Source organism: Photobacterium lutimaris (genome assembly GCF_003025555.1).
GTDB classification, from domain to species: Bacteria; Pseudomonadota; Gammaproteobacteria; order Enterobacterales; family Vibrionaceae; genus Photobacterium; species Photobacterium lutimaris.
The window spans coordinates 1-18394 of sequence record NZ_PYMH01000003.1 but is presented as its reverse complement, the minus strand read 5'-3'; the positions used below and the strand labels follow the sequence as shown (position 1 = coordinate 18394).

13 protein-coding genes are annotated in these 18394 nt (G+C 44.4%); 2 read left to right on the top strand and 11 right to left on the bottom strand.

Annotated elements, in window-relative coordinates:
- Positions 1–5: 5 nt before the first annotated feature.
- The 11 genes from tssC (C9I99_RS09080) to tagH all read right to left on the bottom strand — a co-directional run bounded on the left by tssC (C9I99_RS09080) (position 6) and on the right by tagH (position 14387).
- A complete protein-coding gene (tssC, locus tag C9I99_RS09080) occupies positions 6–1544 on the bottom strand; it encodes a type VI secretion system contractile sheath large subunit (protein WP_243734468.1) in 1539 nt (512 codons plus the stop codon).
- A 66-nt stretch (positions 1545–1610) separates the two neighbouring features.
- Complete coding sequence (gene tssC, locus C9I99_RS09075; RefSeq protein WP_107348562.1) at positions 1611–3104, bottom strand: type VI secretion system contractile sheath large subunit; 1494 nt, start codon at positions 3102–3104, stop codon at positions 1611–1613.
- Positions 3101–3613, bottom strand: coding sequence for a type VI secretion system contractile sheath small subunit (gene tssB / locus C9I99_RS09070; RefSeq protein WP_107348561.1), 513 nt, complete (start codon positions 3611–3613; stop codon positions 3101–3103). The genes tssC (C9I99_RS09075) and tssB overlap by 4 nt, the downstream gene beginning before the upstream one ends.
- A gap of 62 nt (positions 3614–3675) precedes the next feature.
- Positions 3676–4773, bottom strand: coding sequence for a type VI secretion system protein TssA (gene tssA, locus C9I99_RS09065; protein WP_107348560.1), 1098 nt, complete (start codon positions 4771–4773; stop codon positions 3676–3678).
- 50 nt (positions 4774–4823) lie between these two features.
- Positions 4824–5624 carry a PP2C family protein-serine/threonine phosphatase gene (locus C9I99_RS09060; protein ID WP_107348836.1) on the bottom strand — a complete coding sequence of 267 codons (801 nt, stop codon included), beginning with the start codon at positions 5622–5624 and terminating at the stop codon, positions 4824–4826.
- 14 nt (positions 5625–5638) lie between these two features.
- Positions 5639–6334, bottom strand: a complete 696-nt coding sequence (tagF, locus tag C9I99_RS09055) for a type VI secretion system-associated protein TagF (RefSeq protein WP_107348559.1) — start codon at positions 6332–6334, stop codon at positions 5639–5641.
- A complete protein-coding gene (gene tssM, locus C9I99_RS09050; protein ID WP_107348558.1) occupies positions 6316–9870 on the bottom strand; it encodes a type VI secretion system membrane subunit TssM in 3555 nt (1184 codons plus the stop codon). Before tssM ends, tagF begins: the two co-directional genes overlap by 19 nt.
- A gap of 23 nt (positions 9871–9893) precedes the next feature.
- The gene (tssL, locus tag C9I99_RS09045; RefSeq protein ID WP_107348557.1) at positions 9894–11198 is read right to left on the bottom strand and encodes a type VI secretion system protein TssL, long form; all 1305 of its coding nucleotides are present in this window, start codon (positions 11196–11198) and stop codon (positions 9894–9896) included.
- Positions 11199–11225: 27 nt separating this feature from the next.
- Complete coding sequence (tssK, locus tag C9I99_RS09040) at positions 11226–12551, bottom strand: type VI secretion system baseplate subunit TssK (protein WP_107348556.1); 1326 nt, start codon at positions 12549–12551, stop codon at positions 11226–11228.
- A 28-nt stretch (positions 12552–12579) separates the two neighbouring features.
- Positions 12580–13044: a type VI secretion system lipoprotein TssJ gene (tssJ, locus tag C9I99_RS09035; RefSeq protein WP_107348555.1), complete on the bottom strand. Its 465-nt coding sequence runs from the start codon at positions 13042–13044 to the stop codon at positions 12580–12582.
- The gene (gene tagH, locus C9I99_RS09030) at positions 13044–14387 is read right to left on the bottom strand and encodes a type VI secretion system-associated FHA domain protein TagH (protein ID WP_107348554.1); all 1344 of its coding nucleotides are present in this window, start codon (positions 14385–14387) and stop codon (positions 13044–13046) included. Before tagH ends, tssJ begins: the two co-directional genes overlap by 1 nt.
- A 335-nt stretch (positions 14388–14722) precedes the next feature.
- Between tagH and C9I99_RS09025 the strand changes: the two genes are divergently transcribed.
- Together C9I99_RS09025 and C9I99_RS09020 are read left to right on the top strand one after the other, a co-directional pair.
- Positions 14723–16798 (top strand): serine/threonine-protein kinase, encoded by a 2076-nt coding sequence (locus tag C9I99_RS09025; RefSeq protein WP_107348553.1) that lies wholly within the window; start codon positions 14723–14725, stop codon positions 16796–16798.
- 50 nt (positions 16799–16848) lie between these two features.
- The coding region (locus C9I99_RS09020; RefSeq protein WP_211321957.1) for a hypothetical protein at positions 16849–18394 on the top strand (1546 nt) is incomplete at its 3' end.

The following is an 18394-nucleotide window of genomic DNA, read 5'->3' as shown; positions in this document are numbered from 1 at the left end:
TTTGTTCACCCAACGTTAGCCTGCCTTGGACTTAACTCAGTGATCAGACGTATTGTCGATACCATCTGATCTAATTGAAAATGAGGTCTAAGGTGGATAATTGAATAATAATGCCCGGGCTGTCCGGACTTCTCTTTTACCTTTATGCGAGCCTCATTGAGTGGATACTTTGATCTCACTTCGTCAGAGGCTTCATCTGATGCTGTCGTATAACTAAATAGCCACTGCTGAAACTCTCGCTCGATACTCTCTGCTGTTTCATACGTACCCACCTTGTCACGTCCCATCACCTTGATGTAATGAGCAAACCGAGAAGCACATAATGTGTATTGCAACATTGACGACAATTTTGCATTTACATTAGCACCTAGTGACCCATACTCTTTGGGATGATTAACCGAAGCATTACTGAAAAAAGCCAAATCATGTGTATGAGGCACAGGTGAAAGCGGAATAAAACCGCTATCAGAAAGTTGTTTTTCTAACCGGTCACCAATTTGCAGATCCAATGATGGTTTCCCCAACCTAACCCGTTTGGATACCTGATACGCTGTTGAAGCCAAATTAAACACCAGCCCACGTTTATATTGCCCAGGCTGGAGCCCTCGGATCTGAGCAAACCAACCCGATTCAGTAAAAGCCTTAAGTGCAACTGCAGCAAAACCGTATGCTGCATTTCCCCATAAATGATCAACCTGTGGATCGGTTATTTGCTCATCAAAATAGAAAGCTTCTTTGCGAGAGCCATCTGGCTCATAGGGTGCCCGCATTAACATATTAGGGATAACCACCCCTAAGAACCGAGCATCTTCCATCGCCCGTAAACTACGCCAGCCGACATATTCATCCTGGGCAAACTGTGCGGCAATATCGCTCACATAGGCCAACTCAGAATAATGGTTAACACCAAACAGAGCAGGCTCGGCTGCTAGAACAAAAGGAGCAAACGCTGCCGCGGCAGTCAGGCATACCCCTTTCAGAGTATCAATATCACTGAAAGGATTTCCTCTGCCGGGCTTATGGCAGAACTGATAGTCTCCAATCAATAGACCAAAGGGTTCGCCGCCAGGCATATTAAACTCATTGGTATACACCAGCCTAAATAGCTCACTTTGGTCAAACTCGATGGCACGATTAATGTCACGACTTAATTCTTTCCAACTTAGGTTCAGCACCTTAATCTTGCAGTTCTGTTCATTTCCAAATTCAGCCAACTGAGAGGTCAAATACTCGAGGCCACGCCAACTCGCCTCCAACTTTTGAAAGTGGTCATGATGAAGGATGGCATTGAGCTGTTTATTGATCGCGTCATCAATCGCCGATATTGAGCGTAGTAGCATTAACTTGATGGACTTATCAGTCTTTGAAGGCCAACAAACATCACTGTCTTTCTCCAACCAAATCCGCAATGACCAGTAATCATCTTCCATCGACAAAAACTGCTCGACAACATCAGCCTCTGCATACCACACAGAGTCATGTGGCATGTTGTCCTGCTTAGCCGCCAACTGCTCGGAGTCAATAAAGTTAAGCGTTGACTGCACCAGATCTTATCCTTAATCAATGAGAAAGCTGGGCCAAACTTCCAGCGCCAGCTTTCATACACAGCCTTAGCCGCCAATTTCAGGAATTTTTGCTACCAGCCTCAGTGAGGTCGTTAGCTCTTCCATCTGCAGCCAAGGACGCAACCAAGCAACGGCGTTATAGGCACCGGGCTGTCCTGGAATTTCCTTGACCTGAACTTTGGCATCTGCCAAAGGATATTTGGCTCGTATCTCCTGACCTCCACCTTCTGAAGCGTTAACATAAGACAGTATCCAGCGGTTCAACCACGCCTCGACGTCATCAGCTTCCATGTAACTACCAATCTTGTCCCGCGCCATGACTTTTAAATAATGGGCAAAACGAGAAGTCGCCATCATATAAGGTAACCGTGCCGAAATCGCCGCATTGGCAGTTGCTTCTGGGCTCGTATAAATATGGGGTTTCTGGCAAGTTTGCGAACCAAAAAATACCGCATAGTTAGTGTTCTTATAGTGGCAGAGCGGCAGGAAGCCTAGTCTACCCAATTCAGCTTCTCGGCGATCGGTAATGCCAATTTCCGTTGGGCATTTAAGGTCCGGATCCCCATCATCACTGATGAATATATGCGAGGCCAAGTTATCCACTCGCCCGCCACCCTCTGCCCCTCGAATCGCGGTGCAGAAACCATACTTGGAGAAAGCATCAGTGAGTTTAGTCCCCAGAACATAGGACGAATTCATCCAGCAATAATCATCATGATTCGCGTTAATGGCTAGTCCTGAAGCAGGGTCGACATTAAATTCCTCGTACCTAAATGCTTCAGTCGGGGCTGTCGCCTCACCGTAAGGAAGGCGGGCAAGCACCCTTGGCATCGTCAGGGTAACGAAACGGGAGTCTTCACTTTCTCGGAAAGAACGCCACTTTGTATACTCCAATGACTCAAAGACTTTATCCAAATCTCGCGGTTTTGACAGTTCAGTCCACTCATCAAAACCAAACAAAGCCGGTGAGGCTGCAGACAAAAACGGAGAAAAACCCGCCGCGGCAACATTCGACATTAAGCCCAGCGTCTCAATATCTTCAGGATGATTGGTAAATTCATAGTCACCAATCAAGGCACCATAGGGCTCACCCCCGGGTGTACCGAACTCAGCCTCGTAGACTTTTTTAAACACTTGGCTTTGGTCAAACTCAACCGCTTTGCTTAAATCCTTGTGCAGCTCTTTCTTGCTCATGTTCAGCATGCGAATTTTCAGCGTCTGACTGGTTTCCGAGTTCATAACGAGATAGTTCAATCCACGCCAGCTCCCTTCTAGTTTTTGGAACTGCTCGTTATGCATTATTTCCGCAAGCTGAATGGATATTGCATCGTCCAAGGCTGCAATGGCTTCCCGGAAAGTCACTGTCAGGTTTTTATTCCAAGTAACCGTTCCTTTTAGCGCTTCTTCCGTTAATGTGCGGAGTAATTCTTCGGCACGCGAACTTTCAGTTTGCTTGGTTGCAGAAATAGCCTGGTCAAGCAATGACCGACTATTTTCATCAACCGCTGCATCGAGCATCTCAGATGTTTGGGTACTCATTCTGCAGGTTCCTCCTTGCTAGCATTCAATTCATCAGATAACTTCTGCAAATCACCGGTGTTGTTCAATACCGTCTCAAGCAAGTTTTCCAAATCTTCCGAACGGTCAACCTTGGTCATTAAATCCCTAAGCTTATTTCTTGTTTCCATTAGCTTACGTAAAGGATCAACCTGCTGAACAACTGCCGCAGGTTCAAAATCGGCCATCGAAGAAAATGTAAGGGAAACATCCATAAGGGAGTTATCTTTAGCTAACTTATTATCAACCCCAAACTTAAGTTTGGGATTCATACGATTTAAGACGTCGTCGAAATTGTCCCTATCTATCTGAATGAAGCGGCGTTCTTTAATGGGTTTTATTGCTTCTGAATTCTGCCCAGCAAAGTCACCCATCACCCCAACAACAAATGCCAACTCCTTTTTAACACTTAGTCCTTCTGTTTCTACATCATAGGTAATATGTACCCGTGGCTTACGTACCCGTGATAGTTTCCCGTGGATACTCCCCATACTGTTCTCCCTATTCCAACTTCAACGTATACCTTCACCCACAACATGCGAATAAAGTATTGCTAGCGATCATCCGCCAGGATACCGACTAATCGACAATATCCTTTTCTAGCATCGCCATCTGTAATTAGCTCTTCTAATAAATCTGGTAACGCCATATCACTCCATCGAATAACCTGCTCAATGCCGTAAGCCATTGGCGAATGAGGTTCTGTCTTTTTAAAAAAAGCCGCAATTGCCTTTAAATGATTGATGGCTTCCTGCCGTGTATTAAGCTGTACATCCAATACTTGGTTCGCCCTGTCTTCATAGACAGAGTTTTGTTCGTCCTCTGAGCTTAAATCTTCAGCTTTCACTTCAACATCCAATTTATCTTTTGCAAGGTAACTGATTGCATCCAGGCAAGACTGCAAGCGTTTCGATATATTGGTGGAAGGCTGAGGAGTACCACAAGCAAGATCCATGGCTTCAACCATTTCATTATATTGCTCTATGCTATACGCTATATCTCTATAAAGAGCCTGATAAAATATACTGCTTGAACCATTAACCGCTTCAATGACATCCTTTAATTCAATACCACCAGAATCTATTCGTTGTTTTTTCTTATCTTCGTCTAAGCGTTCAATTTCTAGCGCTTGTTCATATTCCCATAAAGAAAAATTTTTGCCGCCAGAAAAATCTGTAATCGGAATACAGGCTATTGGCAACAGCAAAGTACCTTCACCTTCAATACCATTTAGGCCAACAATGGATGCAACACGTGTTTCCACACCATCTTCATCTGGAAATGGATATAAGTGAGGCCAAAATTCGCTTATTAAAATAGTGGCTATTTTGAATCCGCTCGCTAAGCCACTAAATCCATAATTTCTAACTAATGCTTCAATAAGCCATGCCGTAAATTCTAAGTCTTTTGACGTGGAATTTAATAGATCAGGTACTTGCTCTAATATGTCTTTCCAATGATGTGCTGAAGATAATAGAGGTTCATTATCAACTAATGACCTTCTTTCCGTTGCACGAGCAGTATTACGAACATCCTTTAAGGTGTAATAGGCCGAATAGGGTGAAGTATCCGTACGGGGATCTTCACCAGCAGGAAGTTCATTTGAAATTGGCTGCATCAGTGCAGCAAAATCAATATAATTTCCATCCATGAATGCTATATCCTAATAAATGATAGCCGCAGTGAAATCACTCCGCCTTTTCAATACGAGTTACTCCGTTTATGAAATACCGGGACGGTATCATCACTGCAAACAGCCCCCTGATAATCCATTTCAGATCTTGTCAACTGAACCAAAGCACAAGTAATATTATCCGACCCCCCTTTGACCAAAGCGGAGTGCATTAGGGCTAAGCCAGAATCCGTAACGCTATTCGCTTGCATACACTGTGCGATAAGGTGGTCGGATAATTCTTTGTTCAAACCGTCAGTACAGAGCAGAAATATATCCCCCCACACCAATTCGCCCGACACCTGATCGACAGTAACGTTAGGCTCAACGCCAACGGCGCGGGTTATCACATTGGCCATCGGATGATTTTCCGCTTCAGCCTTATCAATCAGCCCTTGTTCAACCATATCCATCACCTGGCTATGATCCCTAGTTTTCTGACTTAGTTGATTACTACGTAGCAAATACATCCTGCTATCACCAACCCACAAGCAGTGATACAAACCATCTTGCACCAACAATAAAACAACCGTGGTCCCTATGGTTTCCCCGTTGAGGTACTGTTGTGAATAGTCATAGATCCTGCTGTTCGCTTTAGCGATAGCTTGGCGTAAATAGTCTATTCCCCAAGTCAGGGCTGTCGCACCTCGAACGTATTCCTGAATGATTTCAATCAGAATTTTACTCGCAACATCCCCAGCTTTATGTCCACCCATCCCATCGGCAACAACCCAAACGCCTTCATCAGCACATTCCAAACATGCATCTTCATTGTATGGCCTAACTTTTCCCGGATGGCTCTGTACAAAGGTCAGAAATCTCCAGTTCAGCTCTTTTGATTTCATTACCACCCCCACTCTTCCCAACAACCGTCCAGCATCGCAGAAAATTGCCCTACAAATGGCAACCCACTGGTAATTAACGTACAAGCTGGTACGCGCTCCGAACCCGAGGTCCACCACAGACAATAACGGTCATACCTCTCCCGATAAGCCAGATGCAACATATGGGATGACTCGATGTGCCCTTCGTTTATCAGCACTCGATGATTACTCTGTTCTGTATCTACGATTCTGGTATCTGTTCCGACCGTGGGGAGGCCCCCAAACCACATATTCTGATTTAACTCACTAACCCATGAAGCAAAGTCAGTTTCATCATCAAGTAGTTTCAATACCAATTCTTCTGATTCCTGACTCCATTGCTTCTGCTCCCAAAATGCCGAGATAGGGTGCTCAACCGGACTCGCTAGAGTGAAGTAATAATGCCGCCCCACCCTATCCACGCTTGGCATTAACGTACCGACAATCGCACTCTCACCACATACCCCTGGAGATAGGGCAAAATGCCAAATAGGACTTGTGAGATAACAATCCAGCCAATTGTCTGCCAACTGCTCGCGGCTTACAGCCAGTGTTGCCTGCAGCCATTCATTCCAACTCTCAATAAAGTCAGCAGGCAATTGATCCTGAATAAAGTCTCCGCGAACGGGTACTTTTCCGAAATAACCAAACTTGCTTTTTACAAGGTTGTCGGACATGAAAACCCCGCTAAATCCTTCATCCAAAATGGGTGCACGACGCTCGTAGGGACCAGCTCGACTGTCGCTCTGTTTCCTTTATGCTCAATTTGCACTAGATGGTCTTTGCGGGTCTGAGGTCGATGCCTTGCTGCCTCATCCAGCATTCTGAACAGCCCCCAATTTCCTTCATATGTTTTTGTGATCGAGTGCCCATATAAAGGCGGGGTGAACACCAAACGCACTTTAGACGTCGCCGATTTTTCCGGCCAACTGAAATTCGAGGAACGTGTCGGGCCATGGCGGTAAGTCAGCGACTGCCTTCCAAGTTCAAGCTTGAAATTACTAATATGCTTATCCAAATAAAGCGTTTTCATCGCAAATTCAATCCGCGGTGATTGAGTGCCGGGTTCAAAGAATGCGTCACGAATACGTCGAGCCTGCTCAAAAGAGCGCAGTGACTCCTCACTTACACCGATATTCTTTACAAACCGCCAATTGCCCCTAGACGTATCGACAAAAGGTTCAAGATAAGCGATGAAGAAGCGATCCATCACGCCGTTATAGCCAAAAAAGCGACCGAAGTCCTTCAGCTTAACATCACCTCGAGCCCTTGAGTTAAAGGGGTATTTGCCTTCTATTGCAGTTCGGTATTGACTCACCACCTTTTCTTGCCAGAGCGTATTGATGTGCGTCTTAGAACCTTTTTTTGCCAATTTAGACGTTTGCTGTGACAAGCCTTCCATCCATTGTTCAAACGGAGGCGGAAGGGTATTTTCAATTCGTGACAAAGCTTTTGTTGAGCTGCCTTGGGCATCTCCGCCCAATAGACTTTTATATGCCACCTTGTCGTTGTTTCCTGTCGAGCTCAGCTCAACCATAAAATTGTGCAACTGTACAAAAGATTCATTGAGGGTATTTAGGTCTCCCTCATTGAGCGCCAGAATCGAAGCAAATGCTTGTTCTACAGATTTACCAGGTAAGTCAAAATCAACCGATGGCAACTCATTTGGTAAATAACGGTTTATCCTTGCTTTTTTATGCGCCATTGCCACCTTCGCGGCATGGCCTGCTACTTCACCGGCAGCTTTTGCATTTTCACTCACGGGTAAATCGGTCAAACGAAGCTGCTTTTGTGCAGCCAAGATCAAACTCTCAACCGGTTGCTCAGTTCCCGATAGCACTTTCGATAATTGAAGGCCTTCTTCTGCATTTCGATAAGGTTTCAACCTGATATCTGCCAACAGTTGGGTCCATTCATAAACATAATCGCGGTAATATTTTTGACTAACGCTATCTGCAACTTTCGTCTTAGTTGATTCTGAAAGCTGGAGCTCATCACCATACACCCAACTGTCTTCCATTAGACGTTTGACAATACGTTGATTTTCAAGCTGAAAAACACTATGAAAACCATTGTATGTATAGAGGCCAGAGATCCCTTCGCTTAGCAACTTACCACTTCGCCGCTCAAAAATTTTACTTCCCTGAATGCCCAATACATCGGTAAGAGTAAAGTCCGGTACGGGGCTATCCAGAAACTCCAATTTCAAACGTTGATAGGCTCGTTCTGCGAGGGGCATCTGAGTCAATACTCCCCGGGCTGTTTGTACCGCCTCATCATCAATATGAATCCCGATATTGCCTTGGTTTAGCAAATTAGCCGTATGTTCAGCAAGAGACCAACGTAATGCCTTATTGACATCACCCGGATAGTTACGCTCAAAATACAGCGCAAACCAACTCAATACTTGCGCCTCTTCATAATGTTCTTTATCGAACAGCATGAGGTATGCTTTCAAGGTTTCATAAAGGTACTCTAAATACTCTTGATTAAGCTGCATTTCACTTTGAAGAGAAGAAGCAAGATAAGGAGCAAGGTATTTTTGCAGCCCGCGCACATAAGCCGCCTTTGCTGGTTGGCCAATCTTATCGCCCTGATACAGACCAGCACGTTTATACTCCTCTGTATCCACCATGTAGCCACTAAATCCAGCAGGAAGATCTTTCAGCGCATCAAGTACATTGACCAGAGTAATCGCGTCAGTGTCTGGTGTTACAGGTTGAATGACCAGTTGTTGATACGCCTGTACTGCCGTATCAGACTGATCGATAAGCCCTTTATTCCACCTATAACTCACTAGCCATAGACTGCCTATCAAAGCGGTTGATAAACAGCATGCTCCAACAACTCCCAGACGAAACCATTGGTGTTGTCGCTTGTGGTAACGGTTCACGGTACCCAGATACTGCTCAGGCACAATGACATCCTCGAACAAGCGCTTGATGAAGAACCCTTTTGGTGCTCCACCCGATTGCTGAAGCGCTACCTGCCCCAAACCCAGATCAGCGGATGTTTGTGCCATGACTCGATCAATCGGCACCCCATCTTGAGTAGCACTGACAATATATACCCCCCGTAGCATCGGGGCTTCTTCAAAAGTGTTGGGGGAAAATATCTCTTTTAAAAAATCATCAGTAGCAGCCTGTAACAGTTTTAGCTGCTTGGGAAACTCATAAATTAACGTTCGCTTCTCAATATCTCGCTCTGTTTTCAACCGGATATTCACGCGCTCAGTCAGTGATTCGAGCAGGAAATGAAACTCCTTGTTAAACAGCCCCACAACGCCGCGGTCCCTATCATCAGGATGCTCAGGAAACGTAATTCCCCACACTTGTTCGCGTTGCTCAACAGACAAATCAGAGAAAAACTCATTAAAACCAGCAACCAAGTCCGCTTTCGTCAAAACAATATAAACAGGGAGATGCATACCCAGTTGGTTTTTGAGCTCTTGAATGCGCTGCTTTATCGCACGGGCGTGCAAATTTCTTTCCGTATGTGTTTGAGTCAGTAGACTAACCAAACTCACCGTCACAATTGCCCCATTGATTGGCCTGCGCGCACGGTGCTTTTTTAATAACCCAAGAAACCCCAGCCAGCCTCTAGAGTCCTGCTCATTATTGCTGTCTTGTGTCGTATATCGGCCAGCGGTGTCAATCAATACCGCTTTATTTGTGAACCACCAATCACAATGACGAGTACCGCCTACACCCGCCAGCGGATCCTCACCAAGCTTATCTTTCAGCGGGAACTCCAGCCCAGAGTTATACAGAGCCGTCGTTTTTCCCGTGCCTGGGGGGCCAATAAGGATATACCATGGTAATTGATACACACTTTTATTGCGGGTAAGTGATGAGCTGCTGAGAACGGATAGCGCCTGAGTAATTCTGGAACGGAGAAGGTCTATTTCTCGCTTAGACGCATCATTTACCATTGAAGCGTCATCATCACCATCAAGCAGTGTTTTCACTGCTTTCTCATTCTTCTGCTTATGCCGTAATTGGCGGCCGATATTGATAACAGCCCAAGTAAATGTCAGTACCAGCAATGCAACAAGCCTTTGCACATGACTGGCCAATGGCTCTCGCCCTGCGATAGATACCAACGGTCCACCAAACCAAATCAACAGCGATAAGGCCAGCAAGCCAATAAACGATAAAGCCCACCTGGAGCTCAATACGTTCCAGAACCGCCTAAATAATCCTTTTATGAACATATTTCTCGTTCAATCCCTTGTACTTAAAAGAGTAAATCAATCTCAACCCGGCGATTGCGTGCGCGTTCTTGTTCGCTATCATTGGCATTGCGCGGCTTGGACTCGCCTAGACCTTCAGGCCACAGCCGTCCATGTAAATCGGTTCCCATTGCCATACTGTTAGCAACTGCCGTTGCCCTAGCTAATGACAAATGCCAATTAGACGGATATTTACTGGTAAAAATGGGCTGGTTATCAGTGTGACCTGTAATTAAGATTTTCCCACTCGTTGATTCCAATGCCCTTGCAACCTTCGATAGAACAGGCATTAAAGCCGTCTGAACTTCAGCGCTACCAGAGAGAAATAGCTCACTTGACTTCATAATAATTCGGACACGATCAGGCAGTTCGATGATTTCAAGTACACCATTTTCAATTTCTCGCTGTAATAACTGCTGTAAGCGAACTGATGCAGGATTGACCGAGGAATTTTGACGCTGTCGGTCGTTGGTTTCAAAACGAGCTATTTCATTTAGCTGGTTAAACACCTTATTCGAATAATCATTGATCTGATAACTGAACCCCATGTACATCGCCAAAGTTAACAATGAGAAAACGGAAACAAACACCCAAAGTGGAACTCCACTCTTTAATTCAGTACGTTTGATAACATGATTAGCCCAATCCGGAGAGAGTTCACGACTCGGCTCTCCGTTCTGTTCAAGCAATACCTGATAAGCCTGCTCACGATAGCTCTCGAGCTTGTCCATTCCACGCTCTTCAACCCGCATCTTGCCAACAAAGCCCAACGACAAGCAGATATACTGCAATTCAAGCAACTGGAGCTTGGTGCGCGGATCTACCAAATTGCTTTCCATCAGCGTGTAAAAATACTCACCACCGAATGTTTCCGAGTGGAAAGTAGAAAGTAAGCTTTCCGTAGACCAGTTCGATTGCCCTCCCCAGACCGTATTTAATACCGTTTCATCCAGAAATGAGCATAAACAATAACGAGCAGCTTCTATTTTCTCACTGTCAACCGACAGGCTTCTTAAACGCACCTCATATTCACGAACCTTATCAATGCATCTTTGCTGTAGATCACTCACATCATTGTGATGGGAAGTACTCCTTATTTGACCGATCAATGACAACAAGGTACTCGCTTCCTCAACAAGTGGGTTATCACCTAAGGGAGGGACCCGTAAAGATGCCCCTCCTGCCTTGATCTTTGTCATTACAACCGTTTGATCAACATTCTGAACGCTGGGTTGTTTCGCAGTGTTGCGTCCTACGCCATTTTTTCCCCTTGGGCCAGGGCGAGGCTTAATTAGGGTTGCTTCCGACATATCAATTAATCCCTGCACCAACTATTACTAATTAATCGCCCATAGCTGCATATCGAGTTCAGGGTACTTACCTGAAAGATGCAGAGCGATACCGCCACTGGCACTTAAACGTTGCCAATAATCATTGTTTTTATTCAATTGAAAATAGTGATAATCAGCATGGTATGGGATCTGCCTAGGGGCGACTGGCAAGGCTGTTATTGCAATTCCAGGTAATTGGTTATTCACAAGATCACGGATGTGTTCTACTGGGCCGATTTTTACTTGTGACGGAAAACGGCGACGCAATTCTTCACCGTGAATATCAGCTTTAACCGCAATAACAAAAATTGAACGATCTAAAAGCCCTTTATCTCCTATGGCCGCAACACGTATACCGAACTTCGTCACGTCAAGTGGAAGCTGCGTAGCCGTCTGTTCAAGCACTGTACTCATGTACTTATTGAGTACACTCATTATATGACTGAGTACATTTGCCAGATCATCATGCTGATAAACGGGCAATTCAGGAGGTCGTTTACTCGCATCAGAAAAAGTCGCTAGCTCCCCAACCAAAGAATACAGGTACTGACACATAAGCTGTGGGTGTAACCCATCGCTCTTTGTTAAGTGGACAAATAACGGCTCATAACGGTTTAGCAGCTGCAGCATCATAAAATCAGCGATGGAATTTGCTGCACCTTGTCCTTGGCTTAAACGGCCAGCCAGTGCATCCGCTCGTAACTTCAGCATCCCATAAACTTCATTGAGTAATATTTTCGATACCGGATTTCTATTCGCATTCAGGCACGGGGGAATAAACTTTTGATCCAAAGACACCTTCCCCTCTTCACTGACTTCAATAACTCTCGCGATAGGCAGAGTGATATAGCCAGACAGGCTATCTCTAGATAACTTGAATTCCAGCGTAAGTTGAGCCAACTGCAAAACTTCAAGGCTATCAGTTCCCACATTGGTATCTGCAACATCATGATCAGAAAAACCATATCGAGTGATTTGAGTGCTGCCTTGTTCTGAAATATTCACCGCACCCACTTTTTCAGCCGGGATTGCCAAATACACGATTTCATCACGTACATTTTTTTCTAGCTCAATTGCTTTTGGTAGCATATCCCGCAATGGGCTCTCAACAGCACAACCATCTGGCATGAGTGCACTAATTTTGGTTAGACCAAACTGACTATGACTAAGTAAGGACTCATCAATCATCAATTCATTTACTCCCCAGAAATAAGGAGATATCGAGCTCGTAACCTGTGCCACCTCATGCAACATGAAGCGTTCCTGCTGTTGAAAGTGCTGTGGACGCAAAAACATCCCTTCACTCCACACCACCCGGCTGAAATCAGTCATTTAACTTTCCTAACAACATAAAAGGCGTTTAACGGTTAAGAACAAACACGGATAGTTCATCAATTACCACGTCATAAGTTCGGTATTCTGTCGTATTAATCTCTACAACTTCTCTCCAGCGGGCATTTTCAATATCTTGGTAAGCCACTAAAATCCCGGCATATCGAATTCCATTCGGCAAATTCAAGTCGTAACTTTTTCGAGTTCCTGGAGTAAATTCAAATTCATTTTTACCAATTAAATCAGGACCTAGCACATCTTGAGGTCTATCATATAGAGCAAAGAAATCCTGGCTTTCAAAAAGTGTTCTTGATGATAATTCAAACACTTTCACAACAACTGGTGACGCCTTACCATTCATATCAGGATTCACATCCTTAGATATTTTAAACTCCAGTGTTGTATAAGCCGGAACAACATAGTTGGCCACTGAACATCCCGACATAAATAAAACAAGAACAAATGAAACTGGAAAATACCGTAACCACTTCATTACTTTACTCCTTTTAAATATGCCTCATAGGACTTAACAAAATCATCAAGATAAAACGCCTTACTTGCACCATCCAAATCATGTTCTAGCCTCTGATACATAGCTACATAGGTATCCCAATTATTTGACTTTGTATTGGATGGCGTTATTCTCTGCCAAAGCGTATGCTCTCGCCCTCTTATTGAAATAGAATCTGGAGACAACAATTTCACTAGACCATGAACCGTACCTTCAACACCGGCTAGCAATGCCTGTTCATGTTTTTCTAAATCACGAAAGGCTTCATTTACTGCTTTATCTGCGGATAGAAAACTGGTGCTATTTCGATTAAGTAAGTTATGTATTGCATCTTCGATCGTGGCTGAAAACTTGAGTGGATTATTTTCTTGCCTCTTGAATAAAGTCTGATTCAAACGACTATTCTGCTTAAAAATAGAACGCTGATGCAACGCATCCATCAAGCCTGCCATTAACTGCTGTGTGATTATACCGAGCTCATTCCACCATAGCTCGGAAGCTCCTGCTGGTATCATATCTGGGTTAATCCCTAGTCCTCGGATAAACGCAGCCGCGTCTGGTGATAAATTGTTATCTAACCCATTGTCGGCTAACTTTCTCTCTGGTGTATTTCCCGGCCTACTCTTACTTTCGTTTATACGATAAGCATCCACTTCATCATCCAGTGAATTTGTCTTAGCTTCGGGTGGGGACGTAATAGAGGAACCAAGCATATGCTCCCAGTCTTCAGGAATAGCATTCTCATTAAAACTACCAGGTTCAGAATAATCACTTAGGGTTAACGCAAAGCTGTCTTCAGGGCCCCCATTAAACTCCGGTCTTGAGGCATTGATAACAGCTGGCTTCTCCGGCCCTTCTGAACTCTCACCGCTCGCTTGTAAGTTACTGAAGTGCTGTTCTTTAACAGGTATACCTACATGACCCATTGATTTTTTAATTTCGTCAGCATTGCTAATCTGATGCTGCTGACTAGCACTTCCCGCTGTCGCGCTTTCAAATAATGAAACCTCTATCTCATAGTCACCTAAGGACAGAATATCGCCATTGTTCAGCCTATAGACGTTGTCTTTCCCTAGCGCCTCTATGGATTTATTTATAAACAAACCATTGGTTGATAAATCTGTTATTAAAAATTCACCAGGGTAACATCGGATAAAGGCATGTTGACCAGAGATCACCCGCTCAGGATCGGGTAAGCACCAGTCACTTTGGGACGAACGCCCAATAGAATAAGTGTCTTTTTTGTCATTAAAAGAAAAAGACATCTTATTTACCAAATCTGATGTAAAGCGATGATAACTGAGTACTGAGAGTATTAACTCCATGAAAACATCACCTGTTCAATAATAATTGCCAGTTCTGAAATTACAAGTTCATAAATAATTAGCAATAGAAAAGTTAATAAAACTGAAAAACAACAAGCCCTTCCAACGTATGGCGAGATACTAAAAACACAACTTATGAAGATCAATACAACCAACAAGGTCTGTGTTATTTATCGCACTGACTTCATAAAATTAAATACAATACATTACATTGCATCAAATTATTTTGGGCTTTGTTCGCATTATCATATTATCCATCTATATAAAAAGTAAAAACATTGGTATTCAACAGCCTTTATTTTCAAGTAAACCCTCAAAGCCCACGGTTTGATAGCATGGAGCAAGCAATCAACATGGACCGCCATCAAAGTGATCAAGCCCCACATACAGGTGCTAAGATTTCAAATAAAAATCCAATCACTCAACAAGAAAAAACAAAATTACTTGATACCAACGAATATATTGAAAATATACCCAAGAAAGATACTGATACGTTTGATAGTGATGAAATACAGGGGAGGCTGATCAAAGGTAGGTATAAAGTTGAAACATTGATTGGCCATGGCGGCATGTGCGACGTATACCGAGCTAAAGATTTGTTGCTAGAAGCCGCCGGCGTAAAATCGCCTTTTGTCGCGCTGAAAGTTTTACAAAAAGAATATATGAACCAATCTGGCGCGGCTAAAATCCTCATTAAAGAAGCTCAAAAAACCCAGCAATTAAGCCACCCGAATATTATCCGAGTCTACGACTTCGGTGGTGACAAGCATGCGCATTTTCTTGTAATGGAATGGCTGGACGGCGAAACACTGGAGGAGGTTATCCAACGCTCTCGCCCGAATGGCTTAAGCTATGACAAAGCGATGAGGCTACTCGACCAAGTCATTTCTGCCCTGCGATACGCCCATGAACAAGGCGTGGTTCACGCAGACCTTAAACCTAGCAATATCATACTTACTCGAGATGGCAGGATTAAACTGTTTGATTTTGGCGTTTCGAGAGCACTGAACCTAAATGCCGACTACTATGCGGCAGAAACCCGAGATGAAACCAATGCCTTAAGTGGGTATACCCCCACCTACGCTTCCCCCGACTTACTTAAAGGACGTGAACCTGAAATCAAAGATGATATCTTTGCTTTTTCCTGTATTGCCTACGAACTACTAACTAGCCAGCACCCTTTTGAACGAAAACCAGCCGATATTGCAGAAAAAAACCAGCTTAAGGCACTAAAACCAACCAATATCAGCAAAACAAACTGGCGAATACTGCAGAGCGGACTGGCTTTTCAGTCTGAGCAACGGATTTCCAATTTTACCGAGATGACAGAGCGACTCAACAAGCGCTATTGGCCTTTATTCGCAACAGGTGCTGCCACAGTATGTATCGCCGCTCTCATCGGGTATGGCTTTATGATGAAAGAGGAGCGTCTACGGCACCTCTCCGCTCAATTAGAGATCCTACAGAGCGATATTACTGCTAACCAGCAACTTGTCGCTTTACCGTCTAATAAGTTGCTCGAAATATTACCGGTGATTCCACAGGGCCAACAACTATTAATAAGTGGTTTACTTCATGACAAAAGGGAGCAAATTCTTAACATATACCAAAACAAAATCAATGCGTTATTGACCAACCGTACAGAACGCTATCCCGATTACTACGCAATAGAAAAAGAGATCATTGCAGCACAGTCCTTATACCCTGACTCCCTTACTCTCAATGCAATGAGTGAGAGGATCGCCAATAGTTGGACATCAACAATAGATATATTGGTACAACGCATCAATGTACTACTGGAGAAAGGTGATTATCAGCATCATGAAAGTGGTAACGACGTATATCAGCTTCTTGGCGAATTACAGCAATTAAAGTCAGGTTATACCTTCAAGCCTACGGCTAAATCTGAAGAGATCTTTACAACCAGTTTATCGAGTGCAACCTCAGATCTTGACGTTGCTAAGCTCCAACCGCTTCTAGAAGTCGGTGAGCTATTTTTCTTGAATACTCTCAAACTAGAGTCTTTTGCTAGCTACGATCAGAATTTCAAACAATCTGTTCATGATATGGTCCAATACCAACATCAAATTGAACAAGGACAAACCCCTTCTTTCCCCTACCAGGCAGCAAGAACTCTATATGAAAGTAAAATTTCGGCATTCGAGTCATTGATAAAGCAGAGTACAACAATCGAACAGCTAGACAATGTTGGCGGCGATATCAATCTATTGGCTCAAGCCCTTCCTGATGACTTTATTCCTTTAAACCAGCTCAGGCTCTCTATGGCGAGTCGTTATTTAACGTTTTCCGATCAGCTGCTCAAATCAGGAAAACCGCGAACGGCTAGCACGGTGATGAATAAGGCCAACAACTTATTCGCGCTTGTTGAAAGTAACAGAGCAAATCTCTGACCTTCACGACAGCTAGATACCACACCAACGAATAGAAGGGAGTTAGCGCGGTGTTCTTTGAGGATTCACTTACCCATGCCAAATTTCACAGCACATTGGTGGCAGATGAAATAGGCTTTGGCTATGTCATCGGTCGTCATTATCAAAGCCGTGACGGTCACGTCGTACAACCTGATCGCCTTTATCAGAGCAAGTTCAGAGCTGAGTACTTACTCCGCCATCATTGCGAGTTTTGGAGCGGAAAGTTTGAACTTCTTACCTTATATCAGCAGCTCTGCCCTACCCCACTGCAGCACCATAAATCGATTGATGAAATGATCGATGAACTCAGTAGCCGAATGGCAAGTGGTGATCTGAATGTTTACAGGGTACACAGCTTCATGCCACCACCGCCCGAGAGCACGGGTGCAGACGTACCTATGGCAGGCAAAGCCCGAGTCATCTCAATAGACAAAATAGCATCCTCAGCCAAAGCCCTCACTCAAGGAGGCAAAACGGACAAAAGGCCGCAGCAACTGGAGTGTTTTGATCTCACTTGCACCTTACCGGATGGTCAACCCGCAGAAGGCATCCCCTATCAGGTCAAGTTGCTGTCTTCGGGTACAGTTTTCGAGGGTACTTTAGATCAATCAGGTAGCCAGCATTACGATGACCTCGAGCCTGGTGATGTTGAAGTCACATTTGGAACTCCTATATCTGAGTCCGCCATCAGCACAACCCGCACCCAAGTCAGCCAGTTGCTAGACAGTATTATCGCCCAGCAGAAAGCTCAGGCTGCAGAAATTGAAGCCGAATACCAGCAGATGAATATGCTGGAGAAAGGTGCGGTACTCGCCAGGGAGGTAGGGAAAGGGGTCTATGATGCGGGTGCTGGGCTACTGGAATTTATTGATGATGTCCATGCGGCAACCAGCGCAAGTGGTTACCTTCGCAGAGCCGCATCTGCTGCTTGGCGAACCAACGATACCGTCACCGATGACTGGCTCGCGACCTTCGGTAACAACTTCAACGACCAAAACCATCAAGCGCTTGTCAAAGCGCTGGGGTTTGACCCCAATAGCATCAGCAAAGAAACCCTAGCAGAAGCCTATGACATAGCCAGTTTCATCAAAAATGATCCGGCAACCCAGAGCGCTTTGATGAACTTTGCGACGGAATATGCCAAAGCACAGCACATAACTGAGTGGGCCTATATCGGGGGCGGCGCCGTATTTGAAATTGTCCTGGCTGCTTTGTTGGCCGCATCAACCGGTGGCCTTGGTACAGCCGGAGCTACAGCCAGCAAGGCACGCCATACCGGTAAGCTTGCTGAGCTTGGTCAATTACTCAGAACCCTAACGAAACAGCTAAAACAAAAAGCCCAATACAAGGTCAAGCGCGGACAAACCAATGGCTTGGTCGAGCACCGGATTGCAAAGCCGAATGGGGCTGAGGTGCCGTCAAAAATCAAACAAAATAACTTCCGTAAGTCAAAATATAGGAAACCACCAACTTCACTAGAAGAAGTGCTTGAGCGATTACAAGAAGCAAAAGAAAGATTAAAAAAGAACAACGGTATCTATCAACCAAAATATTCTGATGATCAGCTTCGTGCTA